This is a genomic window from Kitasatospora sp. NPDC001664 (assembly GCF_053596675.1).
The window spans coordinates 1-16,849 of record NZ_JBSFGS010000011.1; the positions used below are offsets into that span (position 1 = coordinate 1).

General features: G+C 72.2%; 13 protein-coding genes and 1 pseudogene. 5 read left to right on the forward strand and 9 right to left on the reverse strand.

All coding sequences use genetic code 11. From position 1 onward, the window contains the following. Nucleotides 1-614, reverse strand: a pseudogene (locus ACWCYY_RS16860) (glutamine--fructose-6-phosphate transaminase (isomerizing)); the annotation flags it as partial. Nucleotides 615-691: 77 nt separating this feature from the next. Continuing rightward, complete coding sequence (locus ACWCYY_RS16865) at nucleotides 692-2,542, reverse strand: DUF2334 domain-containing protein (RefSeq protein WP_449796468.1); 1,851 nt, start codon at nucleotides 2,540-2,542, stop codon at nucleotides 692-694. 456 nt (nucleotides 2,543-2,998) lie between these two features. Here ACWCYY_RS16865 and ACWCYY_RS16870 point away from each other — a divergent pair, with 456 nt between their 5' ends. The 4 genes from ACWCYY_RS16870 (at nucleotide 2,999) to ACWCYY_RS16885 (ending at nucleotide 6,573) form a co-directional block, all read left to right on the forward strand. Further along, complete coding sequence (locus ACWCYY_RS16870) at nucleotides 2,999-3,265, forward strand: hypothetical protein (protein WP_380148983.1); 267 nt, start codon at nucleotides 2,999-3,001, stop codon at nucleotides 3,263-3,265. Continuing rightward, nucleotides 3,259-4,503 carry a glycosyltransferase family 2 protein gene (locus tag ACWCYY_RS16875; protein WP_345288604.1) on the forward strand — a complete coding sequence of 415 codons (1,245 nt, stop codon included), beginning with the start codon at nucleotides 3,259-3,261 and terminating at the stop codon, nucleotides 4,501-4,503. The genes ACWCYY_RS16870 and ACWCYY_RS16875 overlap by 7 nt, the downstream gene beginning before the upstream one ends. A gap of 109 nt (nucleotides 4,504-4,612) precedes the next feature. Then, nucleotides 4,613-5,875 (forward strand): non-hydrolyzing UDP-N-acetylglucosamine 2-epimerase, encoded by a 1,263-nt coding sequence (gene wecB / locus ACWCYY_RS16880; protein ID WP_345288605.1) that lies wholly within the window; start codon nucleotides 4,613-4,615, stop codon nucleotides 5,873-5,875. After that, entirely contained in the window at nucleotides 5,872-6,573 is a 702-nt protein-coding gene (locus tag ACWCYY_RS16885; protein ID WP_449796469.1) for a family 16 glycoside hydrolase, read from the forward strand. Before wecB ends, ACWCYY_RS16885 begins: the two co-directional genes overlap by 4 nt. A gap of 99 nt (nucleotides 6,574-6,672) precedes the next feature. On the opposite strand, the gene ACWCYY_RS16890 is transcribed toward ACWCYY_RS16885, so the two are convergent. From ACWCYY_RS16890 to ACWCYY_RS16910, 5 genes are all read right to left on the reverse strand, one after another. Beyond that, nucleotides 6,673-8,814 (reverse strand): 3-hydroxyacyl-CoA dehydrogenase NAD-binding domain-containing protein, encoded by a 2,142-nt coding sequence (locus ACWCYY_RS16890; protein WP_345288607.1) that lies wholly within the window; start codon nucleotides 8,812-8,814, stop codon nucleotides 6,673-6,675. Between the two features lie 2 nt (nucleotides 8,815-8,816). After that, a complete protein-coding gene (locus ACWCYY_RS16895; RefSeq protein ID WP_345288608.1) occupies nucleotides 8,817-10,034 on the reverse strand; it encodes a thiolase family protein in 1,218 nt (405 codons plus the stop codon). 286 nt (nucleotides 10,035-10,320) lie between these two features. Next, nucleotides 10,321-11,595, reverse strand: a complete 1,275-nt coding sequence (locus ACWCYY_RS16900) for an HRDC domain-containing protein (protein ID WP_449796470.1) — start codon at nucleotides 11,593-11,595, stop codon at nucleotides 10,321-10,323. A gap of 261 nt (nucleotides 11,596-11,856) precedes the next feature. After that, a complete protein-coding gene (locus ACWCYY_RS16905) occupies nucleotides 11,857-12,576 on the reverse strand; it encodes a response regulator transcription factor (RefSeq protein ID WP_345288610.1) in 720 nt (239 codons plus the stop codon). Between the two features lie 327 nt (nucleotides 12,577-12,903). Beyond that, nucleotides 12,904-13,554, reverse strand: a complete 651-nt coding sequence (locus tag ACWCYY_RS16910; protein ID WP_345288611.1) for a DUF3000 domain-containing protein — start codon at nucleotides 13,552-13,554, stop codon at nucleotides 12,904-12,906. Between the two features lie 178 nt (nucleotides 13,555-13,732). Here ACWCYY_RS16910 and hemE point away from each other — a divergent pair, with 178 nt between their 5' ends. Then, nucleotides 13,733-14,821: a uroporphyrinogen decarboxylase gene (gene hemE, locus ACWCYY_RS16915; RefSeq protein ID WP_345288612.1), complete on the forward strand. Its 1,089-nt coding sequence runs from the start codon at nucleotides 13,733-13,735 to the stop codon at nucleotides 14,819-14,821. Nucleotides 14,822-14,884: 63 nt separating this feature from the next. On the opposite strand, the gene ACWCYY_RS16920 is transcribed toward hemE, so the two are convergent. Together ACWCYY_RS16920 and ACWCYY_RS16925 are read right to left on the reverse strand one after the other, a co-directional pair. Continuing rightward, nucleotides 14,885-15,958: a DUF4349 domain-containing protein gene (locus ACWCYY_RS16920; RefSeq protein WP_449796471.1), complete on the reverse strand. Its 1,074-nt coding sequence runs from the start codon at nucleotides 15,956-15,958 to the stop codon at nucleotides 14,885-14,887. Between the two features lie 105 nt (nucleotides 15,959-16,063). Continuing rightward, the gene (locus ACWCYY_RS16925; protein WP_449796472.1) at nucleotides 16,064-16,834 is read right to left on the reverse strand and encodes an SDR family oxidoreductase; all 771 of its coding nucleotides are present in this window, start codon (nucleotides 16,832-16,834) and stop codon (nucleotides 16,064-16,066) included. Between the last annotated feature and the right edge of the window lie 15 nt (nucleotides 16,835-16,849).

The following is a 16,849-nucleotide window of genomic DNA, read 5'->3' on the forward strand; positions in this document are numbered from 1 at the left end:
ACCGCCTCCCGCGTGAACGCGATGAACGCCGCCACGTCCGAGGCCAGGAAGTTCTCCCCCGCACCCCTACCGACGACGAGCGGAGAGTTCCGCCGTGCACCCACCACCACACCCGGCTGGTCCGCGTGCACCGCCACCAGCGTGAACGCACCCTCCAGACGCCGGCACACCACCCGCATCGCCTCCGCCAGATCCCCCGCGAACACCTCCCCCAACAGATGCGCCACCACCTCGGTGTCCGTCTCCGAGCGCAACACGTGCCCGCGGGCGGCCAGTTCGGAGCGGAGGGCGGCGAAGTTCTCGATGATCCCGTTGTGCACCACCGCCACCCGCCGGTCGTCGTCCAGGTGCGGATGCGCGTTCAGGTCAGTCGGACCGCCGTGCGTCGCCCACCGGGTGTGACCGATGCCGACCGCGGCCTCCGGCAGCGGGTCGTCGGCCAGGGCCTTGCGCAGGTTGACCAGCTTCCCGGCCCGCTTGCCGGTGGCCAGCCCGCCCGCCGCCTGGACGGTGATCCCGGCCGAGTCGTACCCCCGGTACTCCAGCCGCTCCAGCCCGTCCAGGACGACGTCCAGGGCCGCGCGTCCCCCTGTGTAACCCACGATTCCGCACATCGGAACCAGAGCCTCTCGGTAAAAGGGTCCCGGTCGCCGGCCCGGACGAGCGGGCCGGCAACCGGGCTGGTGCTCCTTCAGGGAGCGAGGACGGTGGCGGGGGAGGCGAAGGTGTAGCCGAGCGCCTTGATCCCGTTGACGGTCTGCTGAAGGGCGCTCAGACCGTAGGACGGGTGGTAGAAGAAGCTGGCGTAGCCGTCCCGCACCACCAGGTTCAGCTTGGCCGAGTTGATCATGTCGGCCGGCAGCCTGGGCGGGTTGTTGTTGGACATCTCGGGCTCGTAGTTGCCGAGGTTCTCCGGCAGCACGGTCTCGCCGTAGACGTCCCGCACGGGGTACGGGAAGAACTGGCCGATGATCATCGAGTAGTCGATCGGCTTGCCGCTGAGCACGCCGCCGAAGTACAGCGAGCGCTCGTAGCGGGCGGCGAACCGCGGTTCGAGGGCCCGGTAGTCGACGGCGGAGCCGGCGTAGTGCGGGAACTCGAAGATGGTCGGCACCGGCAGGCCGGAGAGGGTGAACTCCAGGGCGGCCGAGTTGATCCGGTTCAGCGCGTAGGTGCTGGAGTCGTTGGGCACGGGGCCCTGGTGGATGACCCAGTCGGTGTTCTGGCACGGGGCCCGGAACTGGTACGGCGGGTACTGGGTCACCGAGCACTGGGCCCGGTAGAACTCGAAGTCGTCACCGCTCACCCCGTCGTAGGGGTTGGCGATGTTCGAGTACTGGTGGGTGTAGCCGTGCATGAGCATTGTGCCGCCGTTGTTGATCAGCGACCTGATGGCCGTGATCATCGCGGGCGTCCGGGAGAGCCGGATGGTCTCCGCCCGGCCGTTGTTGTAGGTGCCCTTGGGGTCGGTGTAGACCGGGATGACGCCGAAGCTGAACGGGATGTTCTGCGACTTCAGCCACTGGCCCATCGCGGTCAGCGCGACCGGGTCGTCGGCGGGGCTGATGTCCTCCAGCCGCACCATCGCCCGGTGCCGCTCGGCGGTCTGGGGCGCGAGGGCGTCGAAGAGCAGGTCGCTGAAGATCATCACCCGGTCGTTGGCGCTCACGTAGGAGAACGGGACGTCGCCGATGTAGGTGAGGTTGTTCGAGCGGACCGCCCACGGGACGGTGGCCCCGGTGGAGTCGGTGGAGGAGGCGAGCACGTTCACCTTCGCCGGGTCGGTGATGGTCTCGCCCAGCACGCCGCCGCCGTTGAGCGGGTCGCGGCTGAGGCTCTGGCCCTTGTAGCCGACCGAGGTGATCGAGTTGTAGTTGAAGAAGGAGTTGGTCGGGTCCCAGCCGTAGGCGGCCGAGAAGTTCGCGGGGCCGACCTGGTTGGCCAGGTTCCAGATGTTGTCGTAGAGCCAGATCACCGGCTTGGTCGTGCTGGTCACGTCCGTGTAGAAGGAGGTGGGGATGCCGTCCGGGATCGGCTGGCCGTTGGTGTCGGGGGCCCCGTAGTAGGTGGAGCCGAAGTAGACCGTGGCCGAGTAGTTGTTGACCTCACCGGGCTGGTACTGGGAGACCGGCTTCGGCGTCACGCTGCCGAAGTGGCCGGCCAGGTTGGCGGTGGTCATCGCGTACAGCTCGCCCAGGTGTCCGTACGGGCCGGCGGTGTCGTAGAGCACCAGCGTGCTCTTGCCGGTGTTCGGCGGCGGGTTGGCCGGGGCCTGGGCCAGGGCCTGCGGGAGGGCCTGGAGTTCGGTGGCCTTCTTCAGCTTCTGATGGGGATTCAGCTTCCGGTTCTTGTCGGCCTTCTTCTGTTCGGCACCGAAGGCGGCGCCGAGGTCGGTCGGGCCGCGGTCCTGTTTCTTGGACTCCTGGGACTTCTTCTGGTCGGGCGGCGCTTTCGCGGAAGCGGAGTCGACCGGGAGGAATCCCACGCTGAGGACGAGGGCGAGTGCCCCCACGATCGTCGTCCGGCCCCGCTTACGGCTCATTGAATGCACAGGCATGACAGCCCCTGGCGATGTGTGTTCAAGCCATGGATACGGGAATGCCCGGCGGCGTTCTCTCCCGGCGTCTCTACACAGAAGGCCGGCTGGCGCGCGGAACGGCACCGTAGAACCGGCCTGGAGTCGCGGGGATCTGGCGCTGACGCGACGTCAACACCGTCCAGCCGCAGCACAGGCGGTACACCCGACACTGGCACCGGCGCGGGTGGGTGTCAATCCCTTCCCGCGAGTAGCAAAGGATGGAATTCATTCATTGAAGGTCCACCCCACCCGTGTTAAATTGTTCGTGAAAGTCCCCATGGGGCGCGCAAAGATCCGAGTCGGCAGACGGTCGCCTTTCCCGGCTCGGGGAGTGAATGGCGAGACCGACCCCTCCACCGCGAGCGCGAGAGCCGTGTCATCGGCCGGCATCCGGTCGCATTCCGCCGGGGTTGATTTCCCATGTACGTGAACTGCGGAGCCAGCAGCGGAGTCTGCTTCAGTGCGGCGTCCGTCCTGCCCTCCGGCGCCTCCGGGTCCGAACTGGCCCGGCTGCTGCTGGAGATCGCCGGTGCCGGCTTCGGCCTGTACGTCGTGGTCGGCCTGCTCCTGCTGCTGTACGGCCTGGTGGTCCGCCACCGCCGTTCCCGGCAGGGCCCGGCCGAGCCCCACGCGGTGCCCTCCGAGGTCGCCGGGGCCACCGCCGTCCGGCGGGGTGCGTCGTGCTGACGGCCGTCCTGCTCGGACTCTCCACCGCCGTCATCGTGACGGCGCTGGCGTACAACACCGGGATGTTCGTGCTGTCCCGGCGGGTCGTCCGGCCCACAGCGACGGACGACCCGCACCGCCGGCGGTACGTCTTCCTGCTCGCCTGCCTCAACGAGGAGCGGGTGCTGGCCGAGAGCCTGCGCCGGCTGATGTCCCTGCCCCGGCAGGACGTGCTGGTGCTGGTGGTCGACGACGCCTCGGACGACCGCACCGCCGAGATCGTCCGCGCCGCGGACCCGTCCCGGGTGCTGCTGCACCAGCGGCACCTGCCGAACGCCCGCCGCGGCAAGGGCGCGGCGCTCAACGACGGCCTGCGGCACCTGGGTTCGTCCGGCCTGCTGGCCGGCACCGACCCCGAGGACGTGGTGGTCTGCGTGCTGGACGCCGACGGCCGGCTGGAGCCGGGCGCGGTCGACCAGGCCGACCGGTTCTTCGACGACCCGGCCACCGGCGCCGTCCAGATCGGCGTGCGGATGTACAACCGCGAGGACCGGCTGCTCTGCCGGATGCAGGACATGGAGTTCGTCGTCTACACCGACGTCTTCCAGTCCGGGCGCCGCCACATCGGCAGCGTCGGGATGGGCGGGAACGGGCAGTTCATGCGCCTCAGCGCGCTGCGCTCGCTCGGCCCCGAGCCCTGGAGCGACCGCCTCACCGAGGACCTCGACCTGGGCATCCGGCTGCTCGCGGCCGGCTGGCGCAACGAGTACTGCGCCACCGCCGCCGTGCACCAGCAGGCCGTGCTCGCGGTCCGCCCGCTGGTCCGCCAGCGCTCCCGCTGGTTCCAGGGCCACATCCAGGCCACCCGGCTGGTCCCGATGGTGCTCCGGGAGATCCCCGGCAGGGCCGCCGCGGACCTGGTCTACCACCTCTCCAGCCCGGCCCTGCTGCTGCTCACCTCGCTGCTCCCGCTGGCCTTCCTGGCCGGAGCCGTCGGCTTCCTCACCGACTCCCTCGCGGCGGGCCACAGCACCTTCTCGCCCTACTGGCTGATCCCGCTGTACCTGCTCGCCTTCGCCCCCGCCTACGCCTACGCGCACGTGTACCGGCAGCGGGAGGGCGAACTCGGCTGGTGGCGCTGCCTCCTGCTGGCCCACCTCTTCGTCGGCTACGGCTACCTCTGGTTCGCCGCCGGCTGGTGGGCCGTCGGCCGCACCGTCCGAGGCCGCACCGGCTGGCTGAAGACCGCCCGGACCTGACCCCGCGTCAGCGGCTGGTCCCCCCGGGCACCCCCTCTGTCCGACGCGTCGCGCCGTGCTCCCGCCGGAGCCGGCCGGCCCGTGCCTTCCGCTGCCCAAGTAGGTCACCATGTCCGAACCGCTGCACGTCAACGGCTCCCACCGGCCCAACGGCTCCGCCCCGCTCGACGGCCCGGCCCCGCTCAACGGCTCCGCCCCGCTCAACGGCTCGGCCCGGCCGGCGGGCTCCCCCCGGCTGCGTGCCGCGGTGGTGCTCGGCACCCGGCCCGAGGCGGTCAAGCTCGCTCCCGTGGTCCGGGCCCTGGACGCCTCGCCCCACTTCGAACCGGTGCTGGTCAACACCGGCCAGCACCGCGAGATGCTCGAACCCATGCTCCACCGGCTGCACCTGACGGCCCGTCACAGCCTCGACGTGATGCGCGACAGACAGCAGCTCTCCGCGCTCACCGCCCGCCTGGTCGACGGCCTCGGCGAGGTGCTGCGCCACGAGGAGCCCGACCTGGTGATCGTGCAGGGCGACACCTCCAGCACCCTGTGCGGGGCGCTGGCCGCCTTCTACGAACGGATCCCGGTCGCCCACGTGGAGGCCGGGCTGCGCAGCGGCGTGCTGGACGACCCCTTCCCGGAGGAGCTCAACCGGCGCCTGGTCTCCACCATGACCCGCTGGCACTTCGCCCCCACCGAGCGGGCCGCCCACCGGCTGCGGGCCGAGGGCGTGCCGCCCGACGCGGTGCACGTCACCGGCAACACCGTGATCGACAACCTGCTCTGGGTGCGCCGCCGCCACGTCGGCCGCTCCGCCTTCCGCACCGGCCGGCGCGGCGTGCTGGTCACCCTGCACCGCCGGGAGAACCAGGGCGACCGGATGCGGATGATGGCCGCCACCCTGCAGCGGCTGGCCCGGCGCGGCGACGTGGAGATCCTGCTCCCGGTGCACCGCAGCCCCGCCGTCCGGGACGTGCTGGAGTCCGCGCTCGGCCACGAGCCGCACGTCACCCTCACCGGGCCGCTGGACTACTTCGACTTCACCGCCTCGCTGGCCGCCTGCGAACTGGTGCTCACCGACTCCGGCGGGGTCCAGGAGGAGGCGCCCAGCCTCGACAAGCCGGTGCTGGTCCTGCGCACCACCACCGAACGCCCCGAGGTGGTCACGGCCGGCGCGGCCCGCCTGGTCGGCGTCGAGCCCGACGCCATCCACGCCGCCGCCAACGCGCTGCTGGACGACCCGGCCGACTACCAGGGCATGGCCGCCGCCCCCAGCCCCTTCGGCGACGGCTACGCCGCCCGGCGGATCGTCGAGCGGCTGACCCAGGACTGCGTCGGACCGCTGCCCCACCAACTGCAGCCCGACGTCTCGCTGGTGGACTGGTGACCGTGACCACCGGCCAGCCGCCGGTCCGCGCGGCCGGCCCCGCCCCGCCCGGCCGGCCGAGCGGCCTGCGGACGGCCCTGGTCGCCGTGCTGCTCGCGCTGGCCGCCGTCGCCACCGCCGTGCTGGCCGGCCCGGCCCGGCCCGGCTTCACCACCTGGCCGGAGGGCTCGGTGCACGGGCCGTGGGTCGCGGTCTTCAACGGCGAGGGCACCGTCGGGGCCCGGGGCGACCTGCTGGTCCTGGCCCCGCGCCCGGCCACCGTCCCGGACGAGACGCACGCCGCCCTGGTGGTCTCCACCGAGACCCGCTCCGACCTCACCCTGAGCCTGGGCGTGCGCACCGCCGAGCAGCTGCGCACCCCGACCCCCAACACCTGGGAGACGGCCTGGGTGGTCTGGCACTACACCGACCCCCGGCACTTCTACTACCTGGCCCTCAAGCCCACCGGCTGGGAGCTCGGCAAGGAGGACCCGGCCTACCCGGGCCACCAGCGCTTCCTGGCCACCGGCCCGCCGCAGTACCCGGTCGGCCGCTGGCACACGGTGGAGGTCCGCCAGCGCGGCGACACCGTCACGGTGCTGGTCGACCGCCACCGGCTGGTCACCTTCACCGACACCGAACGCCCCTACCCGGAAGGCAGGTACGGCCTCTACACCGAGGACGCCCGGGCCGAGTTCCGCCACGTGGTGGCCGGCTAGAGCCGGTCGGACAGAGCCGGTCGGACGGGCTCCGGGAACGCCGAAGGGCGGCACCCCCCGCACAGGGGTGCCGCCCGACGGTGCGTCAGGACGTGCTGACTACTCCGGGACCGAAGCCAGGCCGGGAGCCAGGAACTTCTTGCCGTTGACCCGCTCGGAGACGCCCTCGCGGTCCAGGTACGGGGTGATCCCGCCCAGGTGGAACGGCCAGCCGGCGCCGGTGATCATGCACAGGTCGATGTCCTGCGCCTCGCCGACGACGCCCTCGTCCAGCATCAGGCCGATCTCCTGCGCGACGGCCTCCAGGGCGCGGGCGCGCACCTGCTCCTCCGTCAGGACGGAGTCGCCGAAGGTCAGCAGTTCCAGGACCTCGGGGTCGAGGACCTGCTTGCCGTCCTCCCAGACGTAGAAGCCGCGCTTGCCGGCCTTGACCACCCGGCCGAGGTTCTCGGAGACCGAGAACCGCTCCGGGAAGGCGCCGTGCAGGGTCTCCGACACGTGCAGGGCGATGGCCGGGCCGACCAGCTCCAGCAGCGCGATCGGGGACATCGGCAGGCCGAGCGGCTTGACCGCGGCCTCGACCGTCTCGAACGAGGTGCCCTCGTCGATGATCCCCTGGATCTCGCCCATGAAGCGGGTCAGGATGCGGTTCACCACGAACGCCGGGGCGTCCTTGGTCAGCACCGCGGTCTTCTTCAGCTTCTTGGCGACCGCGAAGGCGGTGGCCAGCGAGCCGTCGTCGGTCTTCTCGGCCCGGACGATCTCCAGCAGTGGGAGGATCGCGACCGGGTTGAAGAAGTGGAAGCCGACCACGCGCTCCGGGTGCTGGAGCTTGGAGGCCATCTCGGAGACCGAGAGCGAGGAGGTGTTGGTGGCCAGGATGGTGGTCGGCGAGACCACCGCCTCCAGCTCCGCCAGCACGTTCTGCTTGACGCCCATCTCCTCGAACACGGCCTCGATCACGAAGTCCGCGTCGCCGAAGGCCACGGCCTTGTCCAGGTGACCGGTGACCAGGCCCTTGAGCTTGTTGGCCTTGTCGTTGCCGATCCGGCCCTTGCCGAGCAGCTTGTCGATCTCGGCGTGGACGTAGCCCACGCCCTTGTCGATCCGCTCCTGGTCGATGTCGGTCAGGACGACCGGCACCTCCATCCGGCGGGCGAACAGCAGGGCCAGCTGAGAGGCCATCAGACCGGCGCCGACGACACCGATCTTGGAGACCGGACGGGCCAGCGACTTGTCCGGCGCGCCGAACGGGCGCTTGGCCCGGCGCTGCACCAGGTTGAAGGCGTACAGGCCGCTGCGCAGCTCGCCGCTCATGATCAGGTCGGCCAGCGCCGCGTCCTCGGCGTCGAAGCCGGCCTGCAGGTCCGCGCTGTTAGAAATACCAGTCTTGACCTGCTGGATGATGTCCAGCGCCTTGTAGGCGGCCGGCGCGGCGCCGCTCACCTTGGCGTCGGCGACCCAGCGGCCCCAGGTGACGGCGTCGTCCCAGGCCTTGCCCCGGTCGAACTCCTCGCGCTCGACGACCACGTCGCCGTTGAGGACCTTGGCGGCCCAGCCCAGGGACTGCTCCAGGAAGTCGGCCGGCTCGAAGATCGCGTCCGCGATGCCGAGCTCGAACACCTCCTTGCCCTTGAGCTGCTTGTTCTGCGCCATCGAGTTCTCGACGATGACCTTGACGGCCTTCTGCGGGCCGATCAGGTTCGGCAGCAGGGTGCAGCCGCCCCAGCCGGGGACCAGGCCGAGGAAGACCTCGGGCAGCGAGAACGCCGGGACGCCCGAGCTGACGGTGCGGTAGGTGGCGTGCAGGCCGACCTCGACACCGCCGCCCATGGCCGCGCCGTTGTAGAACGCGAAGGTCGGGACCGGCAGCGCGGCGATCCGCTTGAAGACGTCGTGGCCGCCCTTGCCGATGGCCAGCGCGTCGCTGTGCTCCTTGAGCACCTCGACGCCCTTGAGGTCGGCGCCGACCGCGAAGATGAACGGCTTGCCGGTGATCGCGACGGCCTTGACCGCGCCCTCGGCGGCCTCCGCCTCGACCTGGTCCAGCGCCTCGGACAGCTTGGCCAGCGAGCCCGGGCCGAAGGTGGTCGGCTTGGTGTGGTCGAAGCCGTTGTCCAGGGTGATCAGCGCGATCCGCCCGGCGCCGTACGGCAGCTCCAGGTGGCGCACGTGGGCGGTGGTGACGACCTCGCCGGGGAACAGCTCGGCGGCGCGCTTCAGCAGCTCAGTGGTGCTCATGGTCACTTACCACCCTCGAAGTGCGGGTTCTCCCAGATGATGGTGCCGCCCATGCCGAAGCCGATGCACATGGTGGTCAGGCCGTACCGGACGTCCGGGCGCTGCTCGAAGCGGCGGGCCAGCTGGTTCATCAGGCGCACGCCCGAGGAGGCCAGCGGGTGGCCGAACGCGATGGCGCCGCCGTACGGGTTGACCCGCTCGTCGTCGTCCGCGATGCCGTAGTGGTCCAGGAAGGCCAGCACCTGGACGGCGAAGGCCTCGTTGACCTCGAAGGCCTGGATGTCGTCGATCGTCAGACCGGCCTTGGCCAGCGCCTTCTCGGTCGCCGGCACCGGGCCGATGCCCATGACCTCGGGCTCGACGCCCGCGAAGGCGAAGCTCACCAGGCGCATCTTGACCGGCAGGCCGAGCTCCTCGGCAACGTCCTCGGCCGCCAGCAGGGAGGCGGTGGCACCGTCGTTCAGACCGGCCGAGTTGCCCGCGGTGATGTTGCCGTGCGGACGGAACGGGGTCTTGAGACCGGCCAGGCTCTCCATGGTGGTGCCCGGGCGCATCGGCTCGTCGGTGGTGGCCAGGCCCCAACCGGTCTCGCCGATCTCGGAGTTGGTGTTGCGGATCGCGATCGGCACCAGGTCCGGCTGGATGTCGCCGTTGACGTAGGCCTTGGCGGCCTTCTCCTGGGAGCGGACGGCGTAGGCGTCGCAACGCTCCTTGGTGATGTGCGGGAACCGGTCGTGCAGGTTCTCCGCCGTCATCCCCATGAACAGCGCCGACTCGTCGACCAGCTTCTCCGAGACGAAGCGCGGGTTCGGGTCCACGCCCTCGCCCATCGGGTGCCGGCCCATGTGCTCCACGCCACCCGCGACGACGATGTCGTACGCGCCGAAGGCGATGCCGCCCGCGGTGGTGGTGACGGCGGTCAGCGCACCGGCGCACATGCGGTCGATCGCGTAGCCCGGGACGGACTTCGGCAGGCCGGCGAGCAGCGCGGCGGTGCGGCCGATGGTCAGGCCCTGGTCGCCGATCTGGGTCGTGGCCGCGATGGCGACCTCGTCGATCCGCTCGGTCGGCAGGTTCGGGTTGCGGCGCACGAGCTCACGGATGCACTTGACGACCAGGTCGTCGGCGCGGGTCTCGTGGTAGATGCCCTTCGGGCCGGCCTTGCCGAACGGGGTGCGGACGCCATCGACGAAGACGACGTCCCTCGAGGTACGAGGCACGGGGCTCTCCTCCAGGGGACACGACAGGTGGGTGCAGACCTCGACCCACGACGGGGAGGCGGCGCTGCTTCACCGGCCATGCTACCCGCCGGTAACTATCTTGCCCATAGCCCCACGGCATGTGTCCTCGCTCACGGTCAGTTGCAAGCGCTCAGGGGCGCGAGGAACTGCGCGAGGCGGAAGGCGGCTCACCTGCAACTGACCCGTCGTCAGCCAGTTGCAGGTGCTGCCGTTCCCCTGCGCGCAGTTCCTCGCGCCCCTGAGCGCTTGCAACTGGTCCTCGTGTCTAGGCCTCGGGGGCGGCCACCTTGGCCTCGGCGAAGGCCTTGGCGACGGCCGCGCCGATGACCTCGGTCTGCCACTTGCGGGCGCCGAGGCGGCGGAAGGCCGCGATGACCGAGTCGGTGTCGGCGGGGACCGGGGGCTCCCAGGAGACGCGGCGGACCAGGTCCGGGGTGATCAGGTTCTCGGCCGGCAGGTGGTGCTGCTCGGCCAGCGCCGTGACGGCGGCCCGCGCCCCGGAGAGCCGGGCGGCGGCCAGCGGGTCCTTCTCCGCCCAGGCGCGCGGCGGCGGCGGCCCGTCGTGCGGCGCGGTGGCCGGCGGCAGCTCGTTCTCCGGGATCTCCCGGGCCCGCTGCAACGCGGCCAGCCAGAGGTCCAACTGACGGCGGTTCACCCGGGGGCCGAAGCCCTGCACGGCCTGCAGCGCCGGAGCGTTCAGCGGCATGGCGAGCGCGGCGTTGACGATCGCCGCGTCGGAGAGCACCCGGCCCGGCGAGACGTCCCGGTCGCGGGCGGCCTGGTCGCGGGCCAGCCAGAGCTCGCGGACGGCGGCCAGCTGCCGGCGGCGGCGGACCTTGTGCAGCTGGGAGGTGCGGCGCCAGGGGTCGGTGCGCGGCGCCGGACGCGGCGCGGCGGCGATGGCGGCGAACTCCTCGCGGGCCCACTCGAGCTTGCCCTGGCCGTCCAGCTCCCGTTCGAGTGCGTCGCGCAGCTCGACCAGCACCTCGACGTCCAGAGCGGCGTACCGCAGCCACGGCTCGGGCAGCGGGCGGGTGGACCAGTCCACCGCCGAGTGCTCCTTGGCCAGCGACAGTCCGAGCACGCTCTCCGTCATCGGGCCGAGGCCGACCCGGGGGAACCCGGCGATCCGGCCGGCCAGCTCGGTGTCGAAGAGGACCTTCGGCCTCATCCCGACCTCGGCCAGGCAGGGCAGGTCCTGGGTGGCCGCGTGCACGACCCACTCGGTGTCGGCGAGGGCCTCGCCGAGCGCGGAGAGGTCGGGGCAGGCGATCGGGTCGATCAGTGCCGTGCCGGAGCCCGCGCGGCGGAGCTGGATCAGGTACGCGCGCTGGCCGTAGCGGTAGCCGGAGGCCCGCTCGGCGTCGACGGCGACCGGGCCGGTGCCCGCCGCGAAGGCGGCGACGGTCGCGGCGAGCGCGGTCTCGTCGGCCACCACGGGTGGGAGCCCCTCCCTCGGCTCGAGGAGCGGGACCGGGGCTGTCTCTTCTGGGGTGGCTACGGCGTCGGTCACCCACCAAGGGTACGACGCCCTCCGCATACCCGGAGGTGGTGAGGACCAAGGTGATGCCTCTGGGGGCGCGGGGCTCCGCCGATGTGCGGCTCCGCCGCGGGGCGCGAATCGGAAGGCGGCTCACCTGCAACTGAAGGCACGTCAGCCGGTTGCAGGTGCTGCCTTTCCACTGCGCGCAGTTCCCCGCGCCCCTGCGGGGCGCTTCCTGGCTCCCCTGAACAACGAGAGGGGCCCGGAGGGGAAACGTTCCTCCGGGCCCCGAGCTGGGGTGATGGGGGTGACGGGGCGTCAGTGGATGATGCCGGTGCGGAGGGCGACGGCGACCATGCCGGCCCGGTCGCCGGTGCCGAGCTTGCGGGCGATCCGGGCCAGGTGGCTCTTCACGGTGAGGGCGGAGAGCCCCATCGCGACGCCGATCGCCTTGTTGGACTGGCCCTCGGCGACGAGCCGGAGCACCTCGACCTCGCGCCCGGACAGCTCCCGGTAGGTGGTCGGCTGCACGCCCGGCGCACCGGGAGCGCCCGGAGCCCCGTGCGGCGCACCCGCCGCACCCGGCATCCCGGGCATCCCCGGCCGCCGCATCCGCCCGGCGAGACCGCCGGCGCCGATCGGCAGCCCGGGGCGGCCCGGCATGGCGAGGTTGGTGCGGGTGCCGGTGACGACGTACCCCTTCACGCCGCCCGCGAGGGCGGAGCGGACCGCGCCGATGTCGTCGGCGGCGGACAGGGCCAGGCCGTTGGGCCAGCCCGCGGCGCGGGTCTCGGCGAGGATGGTGAGGCCGGAGCCGTCGGGGAGGTGGACGTCGGCGACGCAGATGTCGCGGGGGGTGGAGACCCGGGGGCGGGCCTCGGCGATCGAGGAGACCTCGATGACGTCACGGACACCGAGCGCCCACAGGTGCCGGGTGACGGTGTTCCGGACGCGGGGGTCGGCGATGACCACCATGGCGGTGGGCTTCGTCGGACGGTAGGCGACCACGCTTGCGGGGTGTTCGAGAAGGACCGACACCGTGCCTCCTGGGGGAGTGGCGGAGGCCAGCTCCTGGTCGCCGCCTCTGGCCGATGGGGGCGCTCGGAGTGTTCCGCGTTTGGAAAGGGTCACAGACACCTTCGGCATCAACCGTGCCCGGCTTTAGCGAAAGATCACGATCTAGTGAGTAACAATACGGACAAATCGCGCAGGTGACTGATGCGACATGCCCTGAAATCGCACAGGACGCGACATGTTCGGGACCTGTCCGGGCGGATTCGGACGGTCAATTGACAGCAGGCAGCAGGGGATTCACTCTGCGTCAGCCCTGGGGGTGGTGCTGCGCCGACGAACGACGGCGACCCGTCAGTGGGAGCGCGGGCGTCGCCGGGCGGGCATCGGGACCACTCCGCCGAGTGACGGGGCGTCGGGCAGCGGCAGCGGCGCGGGGGAGGCCGGAGGCAGGCCGGCGCAGCCGCAGAGCAGGTCGGCCCAGGCCGCGAGGTGCCGCTCGAAGCGGCCGTCGGCCGGGGTCCAGGAGGCCCGGACCTCGATCTCGGTGGAGGTCTCCCGGTCGGCGAGCGCGCCGAAGTACTGGGAGATGCCCCGGGTCACGGTGCCGCCGGCCTCGGCGTGGGCGGCGCCGTGGGCGTACAGCGCGTCGGTCAGCCAGGCCCAGCCGACCTCGGAGAGCATCGGGTCGTCGGCCATCTCGGGTTCGAGCTCGGCCCTGGTCAGCGAGACGAGGCGGAACTCGCCGCGCCAGGCCTCCTGTCCGGCCGGGTCGTACAGCAGCACCAGCCGTCCGTCGGCCAGTTCCTCGCCGTCCACCTCGACGGTCGCGGTCAGCGCGTACGCGAACGGGGCCATCCGCTTCGGTGCCGGTGCGGGGGAGAGCTGCACCTCGGGGCGCAGCCGCGCGCCCGCCAGGGCCTCCACCGCAGCACGGAACTCCACCGGAGCCGACTCCTTGCCTGTACCGCCACCCTGCGCTGGGTGCCCGCCGACCGCTGCCATGACCGAGAGCCTAGGTCGGGCGGGCCCGTTGGCCGAGTCATTTCGGCCGGTGTGGCGTGACGGTTGTCGGACTGTTCGTCAGCTGACACCTGGTGAGCCGTCCCGGCGTGTCCGTTTCGTGCGAACCGACGACCTCCGGCGGACGGCCGGGGCCGGGCAGCGTGCGAAGATTCGGGGTGTGAGTGAGACAACCGCTGCCCAGTCCGGTCAGGCCGCCGCGCACCGAGGCGCCGCGTACGACTCCGCCTTCCTCCGCGCCGCCCGCCGCGAGCCGGTGCCGCACACGCCGGTCTGGTTCATGCGTCAGGCCGGGCGCTCGCTGCCCGAGTACCTGAAGGTGCGCGAGGGCATCCCGATGCTCGACTCCTGCATGCGGCCCGAGCTGGTCAAGGAGATCACCCTCCAGCCGGTGCGCCGTCACAAGGTCGACGCGGCGATCTTCTTCAGCGACATCGTGGTGCCGCTCAAGGCGGTCGGCATCGACGTGGACATCAAGCCCGGCGTCGGCCCGGTGATCGCGGACCCGATCCGCACCGCTGCGGACCTGGAGCGGCTGCGCCCGCTGGAGCCGGACGACATGCCGTACATCACCGAGGCGGTCGGCCTGCTGGTGGACGAGCTGGGTTCCACCCCGCTGATCGGCTTCGCCGGGGCGCCGTTCACCCTGGCCAGCTACCTGGTCGAGGGCGGTCCGTCGAAGAGCCACGAGAAGACCAAGGCCATGATGTACGGCGCCCCGGAGCTGTGGGCCGGGCTGGTGGACCGCCTCGCCGACATCACCGCCGCCTTCCTCAAGATCCAGATCGAGGCCGGCGCCTCGGCCGTCCAGCTCTTCGACTCCTGGGTCGGCGCGCTCGCCCCGGACGACTACCGCCGCTCGGTGATGCCGGCCAGCACCAAGGTGTTCGACGCGGTGGCCGGCTACGGCGTGCCGCGGATCCACTTCGGCGTCGGCACCGGCGAGCTGCTCGGCCTGCTCGGCCAGGCCGGCGCGGACGTGGTCGGCGTCGACTGGCGGGTGCCGCTGAACGTGGCCGCCGAGCGGGTCGGCCCCGGCAAGGCGCTCCAGGGCAACCTCGACCCGGCCGTCCTCTACGCCCCGACCTCCGTGGTGGAGACCAAGGCCCGCGAGGTGCTGCACGCCGCCCAGGCGATCGGCGGCGACACCGGCCACATCTTCAACCTGGGCCACGGCGTGATGCCGAGCATGGACCCGGACGCGCTCAGCCGCCTGGTCGCCTTCGTGCACGAGGCCAGCCAGCGCTGACCCCTCCGTACGGCGTGACCCGCCTGACGGCCCGACCCCCGTGACGGGCCGTCAGGCGGGAGCTCACTCCTCGCCCGGCTCCCGCGCGGGCGGAGCCGAGGCGGTCGGGGCCGAGGCGGTCGGGGCCGACCACGGGTCCTCGTCCGGACGCGGCGGCAGGGCGGAGGGCCGCACGGCGGGTCGCCTCCCGGCCGCCCGACGGCGCAGCAGCAGGCCCAGGTAGCCGAGCGGGCCCAGCACCAGCAGGAACGGCGCCAGCGCGGCCAGCACCATCAGCAGGCCCTTCACCACCGCCACCAGGGCGTCCCAGCCGCCGCCCAGCGCGCCGCCGACGCTGCCCCAGAAGCCCTTCTCCTCCTTCGTCTTCACCGGCTCCGGTGCCTTCGCCGGTGTGACGACCTGGAGCGTGATGGTGGAGAGCGAGGTGCGCGCCGAGAGCTCCTGCTGCCGCCGCTGGAGCGACTCCAGATCGGCCTCGCGGCGGTTGAGCTCGCTCTCCAGCGAGACGATCTCGGCCAGCGACTTGGCGTCCGCCATCAGCCTGCGCACCCGGTCCACGCTCGCCTGCTGGGTCTTGATCCGGCTCTCCACGTCCACCACCTGCTGGGTGAGGTCGTCGGCCTGGCTGCTGCGCGAGAGCACCTCGCCCAGCCCGGCCAGCCGGTCCAGCGTCTGCTGGTACGCGGCCGAGGGCACCTTGAGGGTCAGCCGGGCGTCGGTCGGCGTGCCGTCGGCGGACTTGCCGCCGCCCAGCTGCTCCCCGGCCACGTAGCCGCCGCCCGAGGTCGCCATGGTGCGCGCCTCGTCCAGGACCTTGGTCATCTCCTTGGTGCGGAGCGAGAGTTGGGCGGTGTAGGCGATCAGGCGCGGTGCCGACGCCTCCTGCCCCTGGCCCGTCGCCCCGGGGCTGGGAGCGGCGGACGCGCCACCGGCGCCCGGCTTGGTGTCCGCCGGGGCCCCGGCCGCCTTCTCCGCGCCGTTCTGCGGTGCCGCCGCGGGGGCGGCCATGTCCGCCGAACTCGCCTTGCCGCCACCGCTGTCCGAGGCGCTGCACCCACCGAGCAGCACCACCGCGGCCGTGGCCGCCCCCGCGACGGCCAGTGCCGCCCGTCTGCCGCCGCCCTGACGTTCCGTCATCTCCGCTGCCCCTCCCGGTTGTCCTTGTACGCCTTGGACGTGGCAGCGGCTCGCCGGGATCCCGTCCGGTGATCGCAACTCCGTTACGGAAAAGTCTCGTTGCGGTCAGCGCGGTTCGGGTGCGATCGGTCCGGCGGCCAGGTACTCGGCCCAGGTGCGGACGCCGTCCGCGTTCGGGGTGGTGTGCTCGCCCGCCCGGTACGCCGCCGCCGCCTTCCCCGGCAGCCGCACCTCCACCACCCGCTTGCGCCGCCCGGTCGCCCGCAGCCAGCCCTCCGCCAGCTCCCTCGCCCCCAGCACCTGCGGACCGCCCAGGTCCGGCACCCGGCCCGCCGGTGCGCCCAGCGCCAACTCGACCAGCCGCTCCGCCACTTCGCCCTGGTCCACCGGCTGGCAGTCGGTGCCCGCCGGCACCAGCAGCACCGGCAGCTTGGCCAGCGCACCGAACGCCGTGGTCAGCAGGGACGGGAACTGGGTGGCCCGCAGGTTGGTCCAGCCCAGGCCGCTCTCCTCCAGCAGCCGCTCGCCCTGCCACTTGATCCGGTAGTAGGGGTACGGGATCCGGTCCACCCCGACGATCGAGATGTTCACGACGTGCTCCACCCCGGCCGCCTTCGCCGCCGCCAGCAGGTGCCGCAGCCCGGGCAGGTCGTTCTTCGGGTGCCGGATGTCGCTGGCGCAGTGCACCACCGCCCGCACCCCCGCCAGCGCGGCCGCCACCCCGTCCCCCGTCGCCAGGTCCCCCACCACCCAGCCCTCCCCGCCCCGGGCCCGCCGGCTCAACCGCCGCACCACCACCCCACGCCCCTCCAACCGGGCCACCACCTCGCGCCCCAGCACCCCGCTCGCCCCGGTCACCAGCACCACGTCGGCCATCGCCGTCTCCTCCGT